Origin of the sequence: Pseudocitrobacter vendiensis (assembly GCF_943590815.1) — a bacterium.
GTDB classification, from domain to species: Bacteria; Pseudomonadota; Gammaproteobacteria; order Enterobacterales; family Enterobacteriaceae; genus Pseudocitrobacter; species Pseudocitrobacter vendiensis.
The window spans coordinates 144,045-162,691 of the sequence record NZ_CALSBS010000007.1 but is presented as its reverse complement, the minus strand read 5'-3'; the positions used below and the strand labels follow the sequence as shown (position 1 = coordinate 162,691).

18 protein-coding genes and 1 other RNA gene are annotated in these 18,647 nt (G+C 53.2%); 14 read left to right on the top strand and 5 right to left on the bottom strand.

Annotation, left to right across the window (positions count from 1 at the left end; genetic code table 11):
- The first annotated feature begins 612 nt into the window (after nt 1-612).
- The 3 genes from epd (at nt 613) to fbaA (ending at nt 4,020) form a co-directional block, all read left to right on the top strand.
- Nucleotides 613-1,632, top strand: a complete 1,020-nt coding sequence (gene epd, locus NMC31_RS10220) for an erythrose-4-phosphate dehydrogenase (RefSeq protein ID WP_253897845.1) — start codon at nt 613-615, stop codon at nt 1,630-1,632.
- Between the two features lie 48 nt (nt 1,633-1,680).
- Nucleotides 1,681-2,844 carry a phosphoglycerate kinase gene (gene pgk, locus NMC31_RS10215; protein WP_149463277.1) on the top strand — a complete coding sequence of 388 codons (1,164 nt, stop codon included), beginning with the start codon at nt 1,681-1,683 and terminating at the stop codon, nt 2,842-2,844.
- Nucleotides 2,845-2,940: 96 nt separating this feature from the next.
- Nucleotides 2,941-4,020 (top strand): class II fructose-bisphosphate aldolase, encoded by a 1,080-nt coding sequence (gene fbaA / locus NMC31_RS10210; protein WP_149463278.1) that lies wholly within the window; start codon nt 2,941-2,943, stop codon nt 4,018-4,020.
- Between the two features lie 66 nt (nt 4,021-4,086).
- On the opposite strand, the gene NMC31_RS10205 is transcribed toward fbaA, so the two are convergent.
- A complete protein-coding gene (locus NMC31_RS10205) occupies nt 4,087-4,989 on the bottom strand; it encodes a carbamate kinase (RefSeq protein WP_253897844.1) in 903 nt (300 codons plus the stop codon).
- A 322-nt stretch (nt 4,990-5,311) separates the two neighbouring features.
- On the opposite strand from NMC31_RS10205, the gene NMC31_RS10200 reads away from it, so the two are divergent.
- The 8 genes from NMC31_RS10200 (at nt 5,312) to NMC31_RS10165 (ending at nt 13,838) form a co-directional block, all read left to right on the top strand.
- The gene (locus NMC31_RS10200; protein WP_149463280.1) at nt 5,312-6,535 is read left to right on the top strand and encodes an MFS transporter; all 1,224 of its coding nucleotides are present in this window, start codon (nt 5,312-5,314) and stop codon (nt 6,533-6,535) included.
- Nucleotides 6,536-6,547: 12 nt separating this feature from the next.
- On the top strand, nt 6,548-8,209 hold the full coding sequence (locus tag NMC31_RS10195; protein ID WP_253897843.1) for an acyl-CoA synthetase FdrA: 1,662 nt from the start codon (nt 6,548-6,550) through the stop codon (nt 8,207-8,209).
- Between the two features lie 15 nt (nt 8,210-8,224).
- Nucleotides 8,225-9,487, top strand: coding sequence for a YlbE family protein (locus NMC31_RS10190; protein ID WP_253897842.1), 1,263 nt, complete (start codon nt 8,225-8,227; stop codon nt 9,485-9,487).
- A 39-nt stretch (nt 9,488-9,526) separates the two neighbouring features.
- Nucleotides 9,527-10,360: an oxamate carbamoyltransferase subunit AllH family protein gene (locus NMC31_RS10185; RefSeq protein ID WP_253897841.1), complete on the top strand. Its 834-nt coding sequence runs from the start codon at nt 9,527-9,529 to the stop codon at nt 10,358-10,360.
- Nucleotides 10,317-11,249 (top strand): HTH-type transcriptional activator AllS, encoded by a 933-nt coding sequence (gene allS, locus NMC31_RS10180; protein ID WP_149463284.1) that lies wholly within the window; start codon nt 10,317-10,319, stop codon nt 11,247-11,249. Before NMC31_RS10185 ends, allS begins: the two co-directional genes overlap by 44 nt.
- Nucleotides 11,250-11,372: 123 nt before the next feature.
- Nucleotides 11,373-12,230 carry a small-conductance mechanosensitive channel MscS gene (locus NMC31_RS10175; protein ID WP_149463285.1) on the top strand — a complete coding sequence of 286 codons (858 nt, stop codon included), beginning with the start codon at nt 11,373-11,375 and terminating at the stop codon, nt 12,228-12,230.
- Between the two features lie 134 nt (nt 12,231-12,364).
- A complete protein-coding gene (gene argO / locus NMC31_RS10170) occupies nt 12,365-13,000 on the top strand; it encodes an arginine exporter ArgO (protein WP_015963107.1) in 636 nt (211 codons plus the stop codon).
- A gap of 91 nt (nt 13,001-13,091) precedes the next feature.
- On the top strand, nt 13,092-13,838 hold the full coding sequence (locus NMC31_RS10165) for an oxidative stress defense protein (RefSeq protein WP_113857766.1): 747 nt from the start codon (nt 13,092-13,094) through the stop codon (nt 13,836-13,838).
- Between the two features lie 43 nt (nt 13,839-13,881).
- Here the strand turns inward: NMC31_RS10165 and argP are convergent, their stop codons facing one another.
- Nucleotides 13,882-14,775, bottom strand: a complete 894-nt coding sequence (gene argP / locus NMC31_RS10160; RefSeq protein ID WP_015963109.1) for a DNA-binding transcriptional regulator ArgP — start codon at nt 14,773-14,775, stop codon at nt 13,882-13,884.
- A gap of 148 nt (nt 14,776-14,923) precedes the next feature.
- On the opposite strand from argP, the gene rpiA reads away from it, so the two are divergent.
- The 3 genes from rpiA to NMC31_RS26175 all read left to right on the top strand — a co-directional run bounded on the left by rpiA (nt 14,924) and on the right by NMC31_RS26175 (nt 17,366).
- Entirely contained in the window at nt 14,924-15,583 is a 660-nt protein-coding gene (gene rpiA / locus NMC31_RS10155; protein WP_108475851.1) for a ribose-5-phosphate isomerase RpiA, read from the top strand.
- 262 nt (nt 15,584-15,845) lie between these two features.
- Nucleotides 15,846-17,078, top strand: coding sequence for a phosphoglycerate dehydrogenase (serA, locus tag NMC31_RS10150; protein WP_253897840.1), 1,233 nt, complete (start codon nt 15,846-15,848; stop codon nt 17,076-17,078).
- Nucleotides 17,079-17,306: 228 nt separating this feature from the next.
- A complete protein-coding gene (locus tag NMC31_RS26175; RefSeq protein WP_149463453.1) occupies nt 17,307-17,366 on the top strand; it encodes a type I toxin-antitoxin system Ibs family toxin in 60 nt (19 codons plus the stop codon).
- A 100-nt stretch (nt 17,367-17,466) separates the two neighbouring features.
- Here the strand turns inward: NMC31_RS26175 and NMC31_RS10145 are convergent, their stop codons facing one another.
- The 3 genes from NMC31_RS10145 to zapA all read right to left on the bottom strand — a co-directional run bounded on the left by NMC31_RS10145 (nt 17,467) and on the right by zapA (nt 18,640).
- On the bottom strand, nt 17,467-18,063 hold the full coding sequence (locus NMC31_RS10145) for a 5-formyltetrahydrofolate cyclo-ligase (RefSeq protein ID WP_253897839.1): 597 nt from the start codon (nt 18,061-18,063) through the stop codon (nt 17,467-17,469).
- A gap of 22 nt (nt 18,064-18,085) precedes the next feature.
- Nucleotides 18,086-18,269, bottom strand: a non-coding RNA gene (gene ssrS, locus NMC31_RS10140) — 6S RNA.
- A gap of 41 nt (nt 18,270-18,310) precedes the next feature.
- Complete coding sequence (zapA, locus tag NMC31_RS10135; protein WP_015963113.1) at nt 18,311-18,640, bottom strand: cell division protein ZapA; 330 nt, start codon at nt 18,638-18,640, stop codon at nt 18,311-18,313.
- Between the last annotated feature and the right edge of the window lie 7 nt (nt 18,641-18,647).

The following is an 18,647-nucleotide window of genomic DNA, read 5'->3' as shown; positions in this document are numbered from 1 at the left end:
ACGCGATGAACCGGAGAGGGGTGTAAATCATTATGTATCATTGACGATACTGTTATATGAAGTACAACCATCAACATAGCGAATTTCAGAATATCCATACCGCAAATCCTGCTTGAAGCGGCAAGCGTCAGCGGCTATCCTAGACCTGTTGAGAGTCATGGATCACCCCCGTAGTTTGCCTGTTTAATATCGCAACGACGGGGGTTTTCTTTTTCCAGTGCAAGGAGCCGCACGGAAAAAGTCCCCGCGCCGTTGCACCTGCCGATGACTTACGCATCGACGAGCAAATTTTACCCTTCATTTCGCCTCATCACTCATTCAAAGATAGTCTGAATCCGTACCCGGTCTTTATTCCATCGCCCGACACGTTCTGGCATAACGCTGCTAATTATTCCTGTAGAAATGTGATGTACGTCAGATTCCTGGTGCGTTTGTCTGGACAATCATTCCTTTTATTCCAGGTTTCGCTTATTCTGGCTGAAGCGTTTCAGTCGATGAAGTGTTCGACATTTGACCAATCAGTCACTGTTTGTGGCAGGTAAGGTTTCCCGGAATGATTTGCTGCATTACTCTGTCAGCCACATTGCTTTGGGATGACCTTGCAGGAGACCTATGACCGTACGCGTAGCGATTAATGGCTTCGGTCGCATTGGGCGTAACGTGGTTCGTGCTTTGTATGAATCCGGACGCCGTGCGGAAATCACCGTGGTGGCAATCAATGAACTGGCGGATGCTGCGGGCATCGCGCATTTGTTGAAATATGACACCAGCCATGGCCGTTTTGCCTGGGACGTTCGCCAGGAACGGGAACAGCTGTTTGTCGGCGACGACAGCATTCGTCTTCTGCACGAGCGCGAGATTAACGCGCTGCCCTGGCGTGAACTGTCGGTTGATGTGGTGCTTGATTGTACCGGTGTGTACGGTAGTCGAGCGGACGGCGAAGCGCATATCGCCGCAGGCGCGAAGAAGGTGCTCTTTTCACATCCCGGTAGCAACGACCTCGACGCCACGGTGGTTTATGGCGTGAACCATGACGCGTTACGCCCCGAACACCGAATTGTCTCCAATGCCTCCTGTACCACGAATTGCATAATCCCCATCATAAAACTGTTGGATGATGCCTGGGGCATTGAGTCGGGGACGGTGACGACGATTCACTCCGCGATGCACGATCAACAGGTGATTGACGCCTATCATCCGGACCTGCGCCGCACGCGTGCCGCGAGTCAGTCGATCATTCCCGTTGATACAAAGCTTGCCGCAGGAATTACGCGTATTTTCCCGCAGTTTAATGACCGATTCGAAGCGATTGCGGTGCGTGTACCAACCATTAACGTCACGGCAATCGACCTGAGCGTAACGGTGAAAAATCCGGTAAACGCTAATGAAGTCAACCAGTTGCTGCAAAAAGCAGCACGGGATGCATTTCATGGTATAGTTGACTATACGGAATTACCGTTGGTCTCAACAGATTTTAACCACGATCCGCACAGTGCCATTGTCGATGGCACCCAAACGCGGGTGAGTGGGGCGCATCTGATCAAAACACTGGTCTGGTGCGATAACGAATGGGGCTTTGCTAACCGAATGCTCGACACCACGTTAGCGATGGCCGCACAAGGTTTCAGGTAGGACGCGAATGCGTCTGCAAAACTTTATGAATCAACGAGAGGATTCACCATGTCTGTAATTAAGATGACCGATCTGGATCTTGCTGGTAAACGTGTTTTTATCCGTGCGGATCTGAACGTACCAGTTAAAGAAGGGAAAGTAACCAGCGACGCGCGTATCCGTGCTTCCCTGCCGACCATCGAACTGGCCCTGAAACAAGGCGCGAAAGTGATGGTAACCTCCCACCTGGGTCGTCCGACCGAAGGCGAGTACAACGAAGAATTCTCTCTGCTGCCGGTTGTTAATTACCTGAAAGATAAATTGTCTGCTCCGGTACGTCTGGTTAAAGATTACCTGGATGGCGTTGAAGTTGCTGCAGGTGAACTGGTTGTTCTGGAAAACGTTCGCTTCAACAAAGGCGAGAAAAAAGACGACGAAGCACTGTCCAAAAAATACGCTGCGCTGTGCGACGTATTCGTAATGGATGCTTTCGGTACTGCTCACCGTGCGCAGGCTTCTACTCACGGTATCGGCAAATTCGCTGACGTTGCGTGCGCAGGCCCGCTGCTGGCTGCTGAACTGGACGCGCTGGGTAAAGCACTGAAAGAACCGGCTCGCCCGATGGTGGCTATCGTGGGTGGTTCTAAAGTTTCCACCAAACTGACCGTTCTGGACTCTCTGTCTAAAATCGCTGACCAACTGATCGTTGGTGGTGGTATCGCGAACACCTTCGTTGCCGCTCAAGGCCACAACGTCGGTAAATCTCTGTATGAAGCTGACCTGGTTGATGAAGCCAAACGTCTGCTGACCACCTGTGACATTCCGGTTCCAACTGATGTACGCGTAGCAACCGAGTTCTCCGAAACTGCGGCAGCGACTCTGAAATCCGTATCTGACGTGAAAGAAGACGAGCAGATCCTGGATATCGGCGATGCATCTGCACAGCAGCTGGCTGAAATTCTGAAAAATGCGAAAACCATCCTGTGGAATGGTCCGGTTGGCGTGTTCGAATTCCCGAACTTCCGTAAAGGTACTGAAATCGTGGCGAACGCTATCGCAGACAGCGAAGCATTCTCCATCGCAGGCGGCGGCGACACTCTGGCTGCTATCGACCTGTTCGGTATCTCTGACAAAATCTCCTACATCTCCACTGGCGGCGGCGCATTCCTCGAATTCGTGGAAGGCAAAGTACTGCCAGCAGTTGCAATGCTCGAAGAGCGCGCTAAGAAGTAATGTTTGAGCAGGCGGGGAAACCCGCCTGTTTTTCGCGCGCTATATAGCTCGCACTTCTTTTTCTAACGGCCGAAGATACAGATAGGACTCGTAAACATGTCTAAAATTTTTGATTTCGTAAAACCTGGTGTTATCACTGGTGATGACGTTCAGAAAGTGTTCCAGGTAGCAAAAGAAAACAACTTTGCACTGCCAGCAGTAAACTGCGTGGGCACCGACTCCATCAACGCCGTTCTGGAAACCGCTGCAAAAGTTAAAGCACCGGTTATCGTTCAGTTCTCCAACGGTGGCGCAGCATTCATCGCGGGTAAAGGCGTGAAAACTGACGTTCCTCAGGGCGCAGCCATCATGGGCGCTATCTCTGGCGCGCATCACGTTCACCAGATGGCAGAGCACTACGGTGTGCCGGTTATTCTGCACACTGACCACTGCGCGAAAAAACTGCTGCCGTGGATCGACGGCCTGCTGGACGCGGGTGAAAAACACTTCGCTGCTACCGGCAAACCGCTGTTCTCTTCTCACATGATCGACCTGTCTGAAGAGTCTCTGCACGAGAACATCGAAATCTGCTCCAAATACCTGGCGCGTATGTCCAAAATGGGCATGACGCTGGAAATCGAACTGGGTTGCACCGGTGGTGAAGAAGACGGCGTGGACAACAGCCACATGGACGCTTCTGCACTGTACACTCAGCCGGAAGACGTTGATTACGCGTACACTGAACTGAGCAAAATCAGCCCGCGTTTCACCATCGCCGCTTCCTTCGGTAACGTACACGGCGTATACAAACCAGGTAACGTGGTTCTGACCCCGACTATCCTGCGTGATTCTCAGGACTATGTTTCTAAGAAACACAACCTGCCCCACAACAGCCTGAACTTCGTCTTCCACGGCGGTTCCGGTTCTTCTGCTCAGGAAATCAAAGATTCCGTAAGCTACGGCGTAGTGAAAATGAACATCGATACCGATACCCAATGGGCAACCTGGGAAGGTATTCTGAACTACTACAAAACCAACGAAGCTTACCTGCAGGGTCAGTTGGGCAACCCGAAAGGCGAAGACCAGCCGAACAAAAAATACTACGATCCGCGCGTATGGCTGCGCGCTGGCCAGACCAGCATGAGCGCGCGTCTGGAGCAGGCTTTCAAAGAACTGAACGCGGTTGACGTTCTGTAATTTGAGGCAACATGATTGATAAAAGGCTTCCTCCGGGAAGCCTTTTTTTGATTAAAGAACAGATCGTTAGACTGAAATGCAGGTGCCTTTTTTTCCTGCAAGTATTTGTGGCGCATCTTTCAGCGCACCAATAAACGCCGCATTTCCTGTTTGCTTTACAAACTGAATGACCGCAGCGGCTTTTGGCCCCATCGCCCCATCCGGTGCGGCGAACGGCGCCAGTTCCACAGGGGTAATGTGCCGTAAAGCGCGGGCCTTTGGCGTACCCCAATTTTCATACACCGCATCGGCATCGGTCAAAATGAGCAGATGATCGGCGCTGATTGCCTGGGCCAGCACGGCTGCCGTCAAATCTTTATCAATGACGGCTTCGATACCCTGATAGCCGCCCTCTTTTGCAATGACCGGAATCCCGCCGCCCCCGCAGCAAATCACCAGATGCCCGTCATCCATTAGCGTGCGGATCGCCTCGCTATCGATAATTTTTAACGGGGTGGGGGAAGCAACCACGCGGCGAATATACTGGCCATCTGCCTTCATTTGCCAGCCATAGCGCGCCTGCAGTTCGGCCTGCTGTTCTGGTGGATATACGGGCCCGATGTATTTGCCTGGCGATGCAAAGGCATCGTCATTCGGATCAACTTCTACGCGAGTCATCAGCGTGGTGATCGGTGCGCTGCTGTTGGCCGTGAGCTCCTGGGCAATCGCAAAGCCAATCATCCCCTGGCTCTCGGCAACCAGGATATCCAGCGGCCAGGCAGGCGCATCCTGATAGGCGGCATTCTGCAACGCCAGCAGACCAACCTGCGGGCCATTGCCGTGAACGATCACCAACTGATAATCACGCGCCAGCTGCGCCACCATTTGGGAAAAGAGTTGAATGCTTTTCTGCTGATTCTCAGCGCTGAGGATTTCACCACGCTGTAATAACGCATTACCGCCAAGGGCAATGACCAGTTTCTTTTTCATTATTGCCTCACAAAATAGATGATGTCGCGCTCAATATAGTTTCTTCATTTCTATTCACTGTGATGGCGATAATGATTTAATTATCGCGAAAAATAACTTGTTAATCCTCGCCATTTTAATTGTTTTTATATAACTAAATTTAAAAGTGATTATTAGACTTTTTTTAATAATTATGCAGTGAGTTACCAGGAATTTATAACAATAGTTTTAGTGTGACTTTGCTCAAATGAAAACTCACTTAACCCCGATATGGTTAGGTCAGTTTAAACCTCACGCCTCCTGACAGAGGCATTCAGCGGTAATGATTACCGGGAGTTCACTTATGTCTGATTCATGTGAAGTGACTGATGTCACAAAAAGAAAAGGAATACCGGCCTGGTGGGTCACCGTATTCCTGTTCTGGTTGGGCTGGATTTTTATGTATGCCGACCGTACCGTTCTTAATCCGGTAATGGGCGAGCTGGAAAAAGAGTTTGGTTTAACAGGGACACAATTAGGTATTCTTAATTCAGTATTCTATTTTTCTTACGCCTTATTACAGGTGCCAGCAGGGATCCTTGGCGATAAAATTGGCAAGAAAAAAGTGTTGGTGCCCGGATTTATTTTGTTTGGCGTTTTTACTGCGGTAACGGGCTGGGCAAAAAGCTGGTACACATTACTTTTTGCCCGCGTAGTCACAGGCGCGGGCGAGGGAACCTATTATGGCCCGCAGTACGGCTTGTCTTCAGAGCAGATCCCGAAAAAATTCCGCTCGCTGGGAAGTGCGATCATCAACAGTGGTATGGCGTTTGGTATTGCGCTGGGGCTGATGACCTCAAGCTGGCTGGTCTACGATCAGGGCCATTCATGGAGGATGCCGTTCTATGCTATGGCGGTGCCGTCGGTTCTTGTTGGTCTGGCTATTTGGTTCTTTGTCAAAGAGAAGAAACGCACAACAGAAGTTGACGGTAAGCCAATTAAAAAAGGGAAATTTAGCGACCTGCTGAAGAACCGTAATTTAATTCTTACCTACATCATGGTGTTTTGTAGCTTGTTTGGTTTCTTCGTTATCCTGACCTGGCTGCCTTACTATTTACAAAGTGAGCGTGGTATTGCCGGTAGTGAAACAGGATTTATTTCATCACTGGTGGCGTGGATCTCCATTCCAGGCGCACTGTTATTCTCCAGCCTGTCAGATAAATTAGGTAAACGGAAACCATTAATCATGTTCCTGGTGCCCGTTGCCATTCTCAGCATGCTTTCCATCGTTTGGATGCCGAATATGACTGGCGTCATTGTTGCCCTGTGTATTTATGGTTTGGTGGGCAAACTGGCGCTTGATCCGGTATTGGTTGCGCTGGTGGCTGACAGCGTGGATGAAAATAATTACAGCACCGCTTTTGGCTTATTTAATTTCATCGGCATGAGTTCATCTATTCTTGCGCCGATTATTGCCGGTGCGGCACGAGATATGACCGGAAGTCTGGCCTCCAGTTTTTATGTTTCAGCCGTTCTATTGGCTATTGGTCTGGTCGCCATGCTGTTTTTAAAAGAAAAACGTACATAAGAGGTAGCGGTAATGATTTACGCCTTTATTAAAAAGGGAAGTTTTCAGGACTCCGTCAGCCTGATGATTATTTCCCGCAAATTGAGTGAACGTCCGGAAGTGGATCAGGTATCGGTAATGATGGGTACGCCGGCGAATAAATCGATGCTTGAATCGACCGGTTTCTGGCATGACGACTTCGCTGAAGCCACACCTAACGACATCTGTGTGGCGGTACGTACTGAAACAGAACAACCGGCGATTATGGATTTAATCCGTGAGCAACTGGAGAAAGAACTCAGCGCTATTGCCAGCGCATCAGGCAGCTCACAACAACTGCTGAAAGCCCGCCGTTGGGAAAGCGCATGTCAGAAATTACCGCAGGCTAATCTGTTGCTGGTCTCGGTGGCAGGGGAGTACGCCGCCTCGGTGGCAAAAGAGGGGCTGCAGGCAGGTAAAAACGTGATGTTGTTTTCCGATAACGTCCCGCTGGCGCAAGAGTTGGAACTGAAAACGCTGGCGCGTGAACGCGGGCTTATCGTTATGGGGCCAGACTGCGGTACAGCGATGATTGCCGGGAGCCCGCTGGCGTTCGCTAACGTACTGCCGGAAGGGGGCATCGGTGTGATTGGCGCCTCGGGGACGGGCATTCAGGAGATCACCTCGCAGGTGGCCTTGCATCAACAGGGCATCAGTCATGCGATTGGGTTAGGTGGGCGAGATTTAAGTGCCGATATCGGCGGCATTAGCGCGCTAACTGCGCTTGAGATGCTGGCCTCTGATGAAGCGACTCAGGTGATTGCCTTTGTCTCGAAACCTCCGTCGCCACAGGTTCGCACGCGGATTATCGCCGCGATGCAGAACGTCGGGAAACCCGTTGTCGCACTCTTTCTTGGCAGTAAGCCGGAACAGCACCGTGAAGGAAACGTCTGGCTGGCGAACTCATTATCTGAAGCCGCGCGTCTGGCGGTGTTGCTGATGCGCGTCGCGCAACAACGACAGATTCAACCGGAAGTAGCGGGCAAAGGTATTTATGGGCTGTATGCCGGGGGAACCCTGGCGGCGGAAGCGGCGATGCTGCTCTCTGCGGGGTTAAATGTGCCGGTGAGTGAAAGCCATGCGCAAGGCGTGATGCTGGACGCAGGCGGTCACCGGATTGTTGACCTCGGGGATGACAGTTACACCCTCGGCAGGCCACATCCGATGATTGATCCGACCACCCGCAGTATTGAAATCGAAAAACTGGCCGCGATGCCGGAAGTCGGTGTGCTGCTGCTGGATGTGGTGCTCGGTTACGGTGCCTGTGAAGACCCTGCTGGCGCAGTGGTAGAAGCACTGGAACAGGTACGCGCACGCCGCGCCGTGCCGCTGGTCACTATCGCCACACTGACGGGAACCGAAGGCGATCCGCAGGGTCGCACCGCGCAAAGCGAAAAACTTCGTGAAGCGGGCGTTGCGGTCGTCGAGACCCTGGAAGAGGCGATTCTGCTCGCCATTAGCCTGACGCATCACCAGGAAAGCCATTCGGCAGAAAAACACTACCCGCTGCTGGACGGTGTGCAGGTCATCAACGCCGGTTTACGCAGTTTCGCGCTGGATCTGCAAAGCAGCGGCACACCTGTTGTGCACTATCAGTGGGCGCCTGTTGCCGGCGGCAACGCGCATCTGGCCAGTCTTCTCAAACAGTTACATTAAGTTAGAGGTACGGATATGTATTCATCAATTGCACAGGCTAACGAAGCCATCATTGAACGCATCAAAGCTGCCCGACCGCACTGGGTTGCCGTTCGACCCGCGAAAGAGGTGGTCGTCACGCTGGCATCAGGCCGCAAACTGCTTCACGCGGGGCCGCCCATTGCATGGGAAGAGATGACCGGGCCGATGCGTGGCGCATGTATTGGCGCGTCACTGTTTGAGGGCTGGGCTGCAACGGAAGAAGAGGCGGTCCGTTTGCTAGGACAGGGCGAGGTAGAATTCATCCCTTGTCATCATGTTGGCGCCGTGGGGCCGATGGGGGGAATCACCTCTGCGAATATGCCGGTTCTGGTAGTGAAAGATACGGTCCACGGTAACCATGCTTGCTGCAATCTGAACGAAGGCATTGGCAAGGTGATGCGCTTTGGTGCCTACGGCGACGACGTCCAGCAACGTTTGCGCTGGATGCGCGATACGCTGGCGCCGGTACTTCAGGATGCGATTAGCAAACTGGATAATGGCATCGATCTTACCGCGCTGATGGCGCAGGCCATCACCATGGGCGATGAATTCCATCAGCGTAATATCGCTGCCTCTTCACTCCTGCTGCGCACGTTATCTCCGGTGATCGCGGGCCTGGATCGCCCTAAAGCCGAAGTGATTGAGGTATTACAGTTCCTCAGCGTGACCGATCAGTTCTTCCTGAATCTGGCGATGGCCTACAGCAAGGCAGTGATGGACGCCGCGGCAGTGATTAAAGCGGGCTCGGTAGTCACCGCGATGACGCGCAATGGTCGCGAATTCGGTATTCGCGTGAGCGGCACGGGCGATCGCTGGTTTACCGCGCCGGTAAACACGCCGCAGGGGCTATTCTTCACCGGCTACAGCCAGGCGGACGCTAACCCGGATATTGGTGACAGCGCGATCACTGAAACACTCGGTATTGGTGGTGCGGCGATGATTGCTGCACCGGGCGTAACCCGCTTTGTTGGCGCTGGCGGAATGGGTGCTGCGCTGGAGACATCGGAAGAGATGGCGGAGATCTATCTCGATCACAACCCGCTGTTCCAGATCCCCTCCTGGGATTTTAAAGGCGCGTGCCTGGGGCTGGATATCCGTCGTGTCGTCGAAACGGGCATCACGCCGTTGATTAACACCGGTATTGCGCACCGCGAGGCAGGAATTGGCCAGGTTGGCGCGGGCACCGTACGTGCGCCGCTGCTTTGCTTCGAGAAAGCACTGGAAGCGCTGGCGGAGCTGCACCACATCACTGCGTAACAAGAGAAGGGGCGGCAGTGCCGCCCCGGAGTGCTGCTGATGAAAATCATGAATGCTCAGGCGTGCGCCGGGTTATCTCATTTACCCGATGGTGAATGGACGCTGCATAGCCGCTATTCACAGGCAATAAACTACTGTCGCCCGGATGGTACCCTGTTAACGCTTTTCCGCTTCGGCAAAGGTATGGGCCCGGCGGGCGTATTGCTTACCACCTATCACTTTGCAACGTGTTCTCACCTTACGCGCGTTATCAAGCAGGGCAATCTGCTTTGGGGGGCGGATATCTTGATTCGCCCGCGTCGCGTGCTTTCACTCACCCCGGAGGTTGCCGCATTCAGGCAGGATAACGTGCATGTCTCGCCTCAACTGAGTGGTTTGTGCGGCGCGCTGAATCAGCCGCTGACAGCAATGCCGATTTTTGACCGTTTCACGCAGCAACTGGAACGCTGGCTAAATGGTGATACGCCGGACTGGTCATGGCTGATTGGTTGCGGACCCGGCCTGACGCCGAGCGGTGATGATATGCTGATTGGGGCGCTTGCTATCTTGTATGCGACAGGTCTCGCTTCACCACAGCGTCCGTTTTTACCCCCGGCGGATCAACTCGCGCATCTCACGACTTCAGTAAGCTGTTGCTATCTTAACAGCGCACGTCACGGCACGTTCTCGACGCCAGTGTTAAGGTTGTTACGGCGCTGGCAATCCACGCGCTGCGCGCAGTCTGCGGTACGGCGTCTGTTGAATATTGGTCACACGTCCGGCGCTGACACATTGGTAGGAATGGCGATGACGCAACAGGGGTTGCGGCAAAGAGAATCAAGGAGAGTGCATGCTCGATCAGGAAACAATACGCACGTTTATTCGGGTTGCTGAAACGGAGAGTTTCTCTCGAGCCGCCAGCGCGTTGCATAAAACGCCAGCGGCGATCAGCTATCGCATTAAGACCCTGGAAGAGCAGGTCGGCACGCAACTCTTTTTACGCACAACCCGCTCTGTCAGCCTTACGCGCGCCGGGCAGCATCTGCTTGAACACTGCCGCCAGTGGCTCAACTGGCTGGACGCTATGCCGGATGAGCTACAGCAAATCAACGCGGGCGTTGAACGACAGGTGAATATTGTTATCAATAACCTGCTCTACCAACCGCAAACCACGGCAGACCTGCTAACCTGGCTGCATCAACAGTTCCCTTTTACCCGCTTTCAGATTTCGCGCCAGGTCTACATGGGCGTGTGGGACTCACTGCTTTACGATGATTTTCAACTGGCGATAGGCGTCACAGGTTCGGAGTCGCTTTCCAATAATATTTCATTGCTGCCGTTGGGCGATATCAGTTGGCAGTTTGTGGTGGCGGCCAATCATCCGCTTGCCACGCTTCCGGCTTCACCGCTTTCGGATGATATCCTGCGGCGTTATCCAGCCATTAATATCGAAGATACTTCAAGAACCCTGACGCGCCGCGTGGCATGGTTATTGAGTGGGCAAAAAGAGATCAAGGTGCCTGACCTCAGCACTAAACTGGCTTGTCATTTAAGCGGCCTTGGCGTCGGTTTTCTGCCGGAACGGATGTGTCGGCCCTATGTGGAATCGGGGGCGCTGGTGGCACGCGACGTTGTTCATCCGCGCCAGCCTTCACCGCTTTCTCTCGCCTGGAAGAATGCCGGCAGCGGCAAGGTGGTGAGCGAAATTGCAGAGATCTTTAAGCAGCGAAACGCCTTAGTAAGTGGTTTCCTGCGTATGGTCGATCGCCCGGCTGGCAACTGATCTCACGGCAATTCACTCTCTGAATCATATTGAAAAATGGAATATTTGACGCTTTTTGTTTACCTTTAAAGAGTCATTTTTCGTGAGAGCCAACTCACATTTTTTTATTTTCGGGGAGTTTGAATGGAAGATTTAAATGTAGTCGACAGCATTAATGGGGCGGGCACCTGGCTGGTGCGCAACCAGGCGCTGTTGCTCAGTTATGCCGTGAATATCGTCGCGGCCATCGCGATTATCATCGTCGGGATGATCATCGCCCGCCTGGTTTCTAACACCGTAAACCGTCTGATGCGCGCGCGTCACATTGACGCCACCGTGGCGGATTTTCTTTCTGCACTGGTTCGCTATGCGATTATCGCGTTTACGCTGATTGCCGCGCTGGGACGTGTAGGCGTTCAGACCGCGTCGGTGATTGCGGTGCTGGGTGCCGCGGGTTTAGCCGTTGGTCTGGCGTTGCAAGGCTCACTTTCCAACCTGGCGGCGGGCGTGCTGCTGGTGATGTTCCGTCCGTTCCGTGCGGGCGAGTATGTTGACCTGGGCGGCGTGGCCGGTACTGTGCTGAACGTGCAGATTTTCTCCACTACCATGCGTACCGTTGACGGTAAAATCGTGGTGATCCCGAACGGGAAAATCATTGCCGGTAATATCATTAACTTCTCGCGTGAGCCGGTGCGCCGTAATGAATTCATTATTGGCGTGGCGTATGATTCTGATATCGATCAGGTGAAATCCATTCTCACCAATATCATCCAGTCCGATGAGCGTATTCTAAAAGATCGCGAAATGACTGTGCGCCTGAATGAGCTTGGCGCCTCGTCGATTAACTTTGTGGTGCGTACCTGGAGTAACAGCGGCGACCTGCAAAATGTTTACTGGGACGTGCTGGAACGCATTAAACGTGAGTTTGACGCCGCCGGTATTAGCTTCCCGTATCCGCAAATGGACGTGAATTTCAAACGCGTGAAAGAAGACGCAGAATAATATTTCCTGCCAATGGCGGAGCGCCGCTCCGCCATTATTAGCCTGCCTTATAAGCGATTAAAATTATCAATTTCCGCTAATGATCATCCCGCGCTATAGTCTGCCGTAAACAGACACAGCTCAGGATAAATCTCGTGATATCTTACTACTTTCAAGGGCTTGCGCTTGGCGCTGCCATGATTCTTCCCCTCGGCCCCCAGAACGCGTTTGTGATGAACCAGGGCATTCGCCGTCAGTACCACATCATGATTGCACTGCTCTGCGCCGTCAGCGATCTGCTGCTGATTTGCGCCGGTATTTTTGGCGGCAGTGCGCTGCTGATGCAGTCGCCGTGGCTGCTGGCGCTCGTAACGTGGGGTGGCGTCGCCTTTTTGCTCTGGTATGGCTATGGCGCACTGAAAACGGCAATGAGCAGCAATCTGGAACTCGCCAGTGCCGAGGTACTCAAGCAGGGCCGCTGGAAGATTGTCGCCACTATGCTGGCGGTGACCTGGCTGAATCCGCACGTTTATCTCGATACGTTTGTAGTGCTGGGAAGCCTTGGCGGGCAGCTTGATGTGGAACCTAAGCGCTGGTTTGCGCTCGGCACCGTGAGCGCATCGTTCCTGTGGTTCTTTGGTCTGGCGCTGCTTGCTGCCTGGCTGGCGCCGCGCCTGCGCACCGCTAAAGCCCAGCGCATCATTAACACCCTGGTCGGTGTGGTGATGTGGTTTATCGCTTTCCAACTGGCGAAAGAGGGCATCGGGCATGTTCACGCCTTGTTCAACTAAGCGTTGTCCGATGGACTTTCGCTTATGAAGCGCTAAGCTTGGATGCGAGTACCTGTATTTTCGGGTGATAACGTAACATGGAGAGACGACAGTGAAGTTTAAAGTGATGGCGCTGACAGCATTAATGGGTTTGAGCGCGATGTCGGTACAGGCGAATGAATTACCTAACGGCCCGCATATTGTCACCTCCGGTACGGCCAGCGTTGATGCGACCCCGGATATTGCCACCCTGGCAATTGAAGTGAATATCGCGGCTAAAGATGCGGCGACGGCGAAGAAGCAGGCGGATCAGCGCGTGGCGCAGTACCTCTCCTTCCTTGAGCAGAACGGTGTGGCGAAGAAAGATATTAGCTCAGCCAACCTGCGTACCCAGCCTGATTATGACTATCAGAATGGCAAAAGCATTCTGAAGGGTTATCGCGCGGTGCGTACCGTTGAAGTGACGCTGCGTCAGTTGGATAAGCTTAATTCTCTGCTGGACGGCGCGTTGAAAGCCGGCCTGAACGAAATTCGCTCTGTGTCGCTGGGCGTGGCTCAGCCGGATGCTTACAAAGATAAAGCGCGTAAAGCGGCAATTGATGACGCAATTCATCAGGCTAAAGAACTGGCCGCGGGCTTTAACAGCAAACTGGGGCCGGTTTACAGCGTGCGTTACCACGTATCGAACTATCAGCCGAGCCCGATGGTTCGCATGATGAAAGCGGATGCCGCACCGGTATCAGCGGAAGAGACTTACGAACAGCCGACCATTCAGTTTGGTGATCAGGTAGACGTAGTGTTTGAGCTGCAACCTGCTCAGGCGCAGTCTCAGCCAGCCACCCCCGCGAAAGCGCAGTAATCGTCGATATGTCGGATGGCGCAGCGCCATCCGACGTTAACCTTTAATCCTGCCGTAACACCCGACGCCCATAGGCCAGCAGCGCATCCGTCACATTGCGCATCATGCGGCTTTCCGGCGCAAAGCGGTGCCAGTACAACATCCGACGCTGGAACAGTCCTGGGGTCAGGTCAATCAGCTCACCTGAAGCCAATTCTTTTTCAATCTGCAAATGCGGAATCATGCAGCAGGTCGTTCCCTGACGCGCCAGCTGAACGAAGGCTTCTGATGAATTCACGATATGACACGGCACGCTGCCCGGCGGCAAATCAAAGTTTTGCTGCAGGAAGGCCTGATGCATATCGTCGAGATGGTCGAACGCCACGGCAGGCGCTTTCAGCAGCGCTGAACGCGTCACGCCATTCGGGAAATAGCGCTCGGCAAACGCTTTTGAACCGACAAACAGATAGTCCAGCGCGCCTAACTGATCAACCAGGCAGCTTGGTAGGGCCTGCGGCTGGATACTCACCGCGCCAACCACTTCACCGCGACGCAAGCGTTCTTGTGTGCGAGTTTCATCCTCAACCTGCAAATTCAGACGGATAGGCGAGTTAACCAGCACATCGGCAAGCGCTGGCAGCAGCCAGGTTGCCAGACTGTCGGCGTTGACCGCCAGCGATAGCAGCAGCGGCGTCGAACCCGTTTGCTCATCGCCAAGCCACTCGTCTTCCAGCAGCTCAACCTGACGCAGTAGCGCCAACAGCTTTTGACCCTGCTCCGTAGGACGTGGCGGCACGGTTCGCACCAGCAACGGTTGCCCGAACATGTTTTCCAGTTGTTTGATTCTCTGCGATACGGCTGACTGGGTGATGCAAAGCTTTTGCGCTGCGCGCTCAAAGCCGCGTTCCCGAATAACCGCATCCAGCGCCTGTAATGTTCTGTAGTCAGGACGTTTCATTGCGTTGAGGGGCTCCTCTAAAATCGTTATCTCGCACTATGACATAAATTGCAGGCAGATACAGACGAAATTGGTGCCTGGCGCAATGCGCCATTGTGTCCATATGTTCTATAATGCGGCAAATATCATTACAGCACGGGCAATAATCATGACGCAGGATGAACTGAAAAAAGCAGTAGGCTGGGCGGCGCTTCAATATGTACAACCGGGCACCATTGTTGGAGTGGGCACAGGCTCTACCGCAGCACACTTTATTGATGCGCTGGGTACCATGAAAGGGCAGATTGAAGGCGCGGTATCCAGCTCTGATGCTTCCACCGAGAAACTGAAAAGCCTTGGGATCACGGTTTTTGACCTCAATGAAGTTGACCGTCTGGGGATCTACGTTGACGGTGCGGATGAAATCAACGGCCACATGCAGATGATCAAAGGTGGCGGGGCGGCGTTGACGCGTGAAAAGATTATTGCCTCTGTTGCGGACAAATTTATCTGTATCGCAGATGCCTCTAAGCAGGTCGATATCCTGGGCAATTTCCCGCTGCCGGTTGAAGTCATCCCGATGGCGCGCAGCTGCGTGGCACGCCAACTGGTGAAGCTGGGTGGTCGCCCGGAATACCGTCAGGGCGTCGTAACTGACAACGGCAACGTGATTCTGGACGTACATGGTCTGGAAATTCTTGATGCCATCGCGCTGGAAAACGCCATCAATGCTATTCCTGGTGTGGTGACCGTAGGATTATTCGCCAACCGTGGTGCTGATGTGGCACTCATTGGTACGGCTGATGGTGTGAAAACCATCACGAAATGATCTGACTGGGGGAAGCGCAATTCCCCCAAAATTTTTTATCTGCCTCATTTTGGTGACTTGTATCACATTTTATAAAACCACTTCATTAACATCCCATCTTATTTCTTATGTGTAGCATTTTATGCTGACATTCTGCACCGCGTGAAATTTCCGCATGACGTACACGCAAACGTTTAGATTGCCGCGATAGTTTTTTTTGATATGTTGCTTAGGTGAACTTTCGTTCATCACAACATCAGTAAAACAAAGACAGGGCGGGGAAATGGCTAAGGTATCACTGGAAAAAGAGAAGATTAAATTTCTGCTGGTAGAAGGCGTACATCAGAAGGCTGTGGACAGCCTTCGTGCAGCAGGTTACACCAACATCGAGTTTCACAAAGGCGCGCTGGACAGCGAGCAGCTGAAAGAGTCTATCCGTGATGCCCATTTCATTGGCCTGCGCTCCCGTACGCATCTGACCGAAGAAATTTTTGAGGCGGCGGAAAAACTGGTGGCTGTGGGTTGCTTCTGCATCGGCACCAACCAGGTTGACCTGAAAGCGGCTGCCAAACGCGGCGTACCGGTCTTTAACGCACCGTTCTCGAACACCCGTTCCGTGGCCGAGTTGGTGATTGGCGAACTGCTGCTGCTACTGCGCGGCGTGCCGGAAGCGAACGCCAAAGCACACCGTGGCGTGTGGAATAAACTGGCCGTGGGCTCTTTTGAAGCGCGCGGCAAAAAACTGGGCATTATCGGCTACGGTCATATTGGCACACAGCTGGGCATTCTGGCGGAATCACTGGGGATGCACGTTTTCTTCTACGACATCGAAAACAAACTGCCGCTGGGCAATGCGACGCAGGTTCAGCATCTCTCCGACCTGCTGAATATGAGCGATGTGGTCAGCCTGCACGTGCCGGAAAACGCCTCCACCAAAAACATGATGGGTGTGGAAGAGCTGGCGTTGATGAAGCCGGGCTCGCTGTTGATTAACGCCTCTCGCGGCACCGTTGTGGATATCCCGGCGTTGTGCGATGCGCTGGCGAGCAAACACCTGGCGGGCGCGGCGATCGACGTCTTCCCGACTGAACCGGCAACTAACAGTGACCCGTTCACCTCGCCGCTGTGCGAGTTTGATAACGTGATCCTGACGCCGCATATTGGCGGTTCAACGCAGGAAGCGCAGGAAAATATCGGCCTGGAAGTGGCGGGTAAACTGGCGAAATATTCCGACAACGGCTCAACCCTTTCTGCGGTGAACTTCCCGGAAGTCTCACTGCCGATTCACGGTGGCCGCCGCCTGCTGCACATCCATGAAAACCGTCCTGGTGTGTTAACTGCCATCAACCAGATTTTCGCTGAGCAGGGCGTCAACATTGCCGCACAGTACCTGCAAACCACGCCGCAGATGGGTTATGTGGTTATCGATATCGAAGCAGAAGAAGACGTGGCACAGAAAGCGCTGCAAAGCATGAAAGCGATTCCGGGCACGGTTCGCGCACGCATGCTGTTCTGATTCTTACGCCTTCACGGGCGGGCCGCTGGCCTGCCCGTCATTTCCCGCTCATCTGCCGCTGTTTTCCATCCTGAAACGAATGTAATCAACCATTGCGAAGCGAGTCGTAAAAGGCAACTAAAGCCGCGCGACGGCATCTTTACGTGTGCAGGAAAGATTAGGATAGGGGCAGCATGATGCTAAAACGGGAAAGCCCCTACCGAAGCAGGGGCTCAAAGGAGAAGGGTTATGATGAAGTTAGTCATCATCCTGGTTATTCTGTTGATGATAAGCACGCCAGCTTTCTAAACAGTGTTCCAGAGGGAGGAGCAATCCTCCCTTACCCTTACTCACTAAATTAGGTCAAAGAATCAGCAAAGTCAATCGGGGCGGAGTGGGAAACTTCGCCCTACCACTCCCAGGTTTTTGACGGTGTCACTACAGCTGGCAGCGGAATATCCCACTCTTCAACTGGCAGTCGTTCCACCAATTGACAATCGTGTGCGTAGCCTACCGGGCTGATGCCGTGTTGTTGCCAGTTTTGCAGCGTGCGATCGTAAAACCCGCCGCCCATCCCCAGCCGTTGCCCCTGTTCATCAAAGGCGACCAGTGGCGTGATTAGCACATCCAGTTTATCCAGCGGTAGCACATTGCGCACGTCCAGCTTCGGCTCGTGGATTTTTAGACGGTTTACCACCAGTTCGCTGTGTGGGTGATAGTGCAGAAACAGCAGGTTTCCAGGGCTGAAGGGATGAAGCACTGGCAGATAGACGCGTTTACCTGCGCGCCAGAGTTGTTCTATTAGCGGTTGAGTGTCGAGCTCGCCATCAAAGGACAAAAACAGCGCCACCGTATGCGCCATCACCATGGGCGGATACGCCATCATGCGGGTGGCGGCCTGTTCGCCGAAATCGATTTGCTGTTGTTCTGTGAGCGCGCGACGCCGTTGCCGAATCATCTTGCGGATGTCTTGTCGGGAGAGGGCGAGTTCAGGAAGTTGTGTCATAGGGGCTGGTAGTAAAAGAAGGGGAATCTCCGAGATGCCGCCGCAGGCTGTAACCCTTGAACCCTTGGTTCAAGGTGAATGTGTCGTCACAGTTTTAAGGCTTCTCGGACGGGCCGAGCATGCTCACCAACCATGGAGCGCCACATTCTTGTGGTATGAAATATCGGCTCAGGGGACTGGCCCGCTTGCGAACATCTCAGAGAAATTTTGTCTTCACAGTCACTCTACCACAGTAAACTGCAAAGTGTTATTCAAAGTTTTGCCCTGACTTTTCGGAGGTGCGACCCTGGTCAAGCAATGCTTGTTCAATGGTCTGCTGAAGCATCCGAATGCGCTGCTCCATACTGGAAGCGTAGTCGCGCGTCTTGGACTTTTCCTGAGTTAATTCATAGCTGATGTTCAACGCGGCGATGAAGACCAACTGCTCAGTATTTGTGACTCTAGTGCGTTCTTTCAGATCTTGCAACCGCTGATTCAGATCGTCCGCGGCCTGATTCAAAGCATCCCTTTGTTCAGGCGGGCAATTCACGCGAAGCGAACGGCCAAAAATGTGAATATCGACGGGTTCTGCAGACATGCCACCT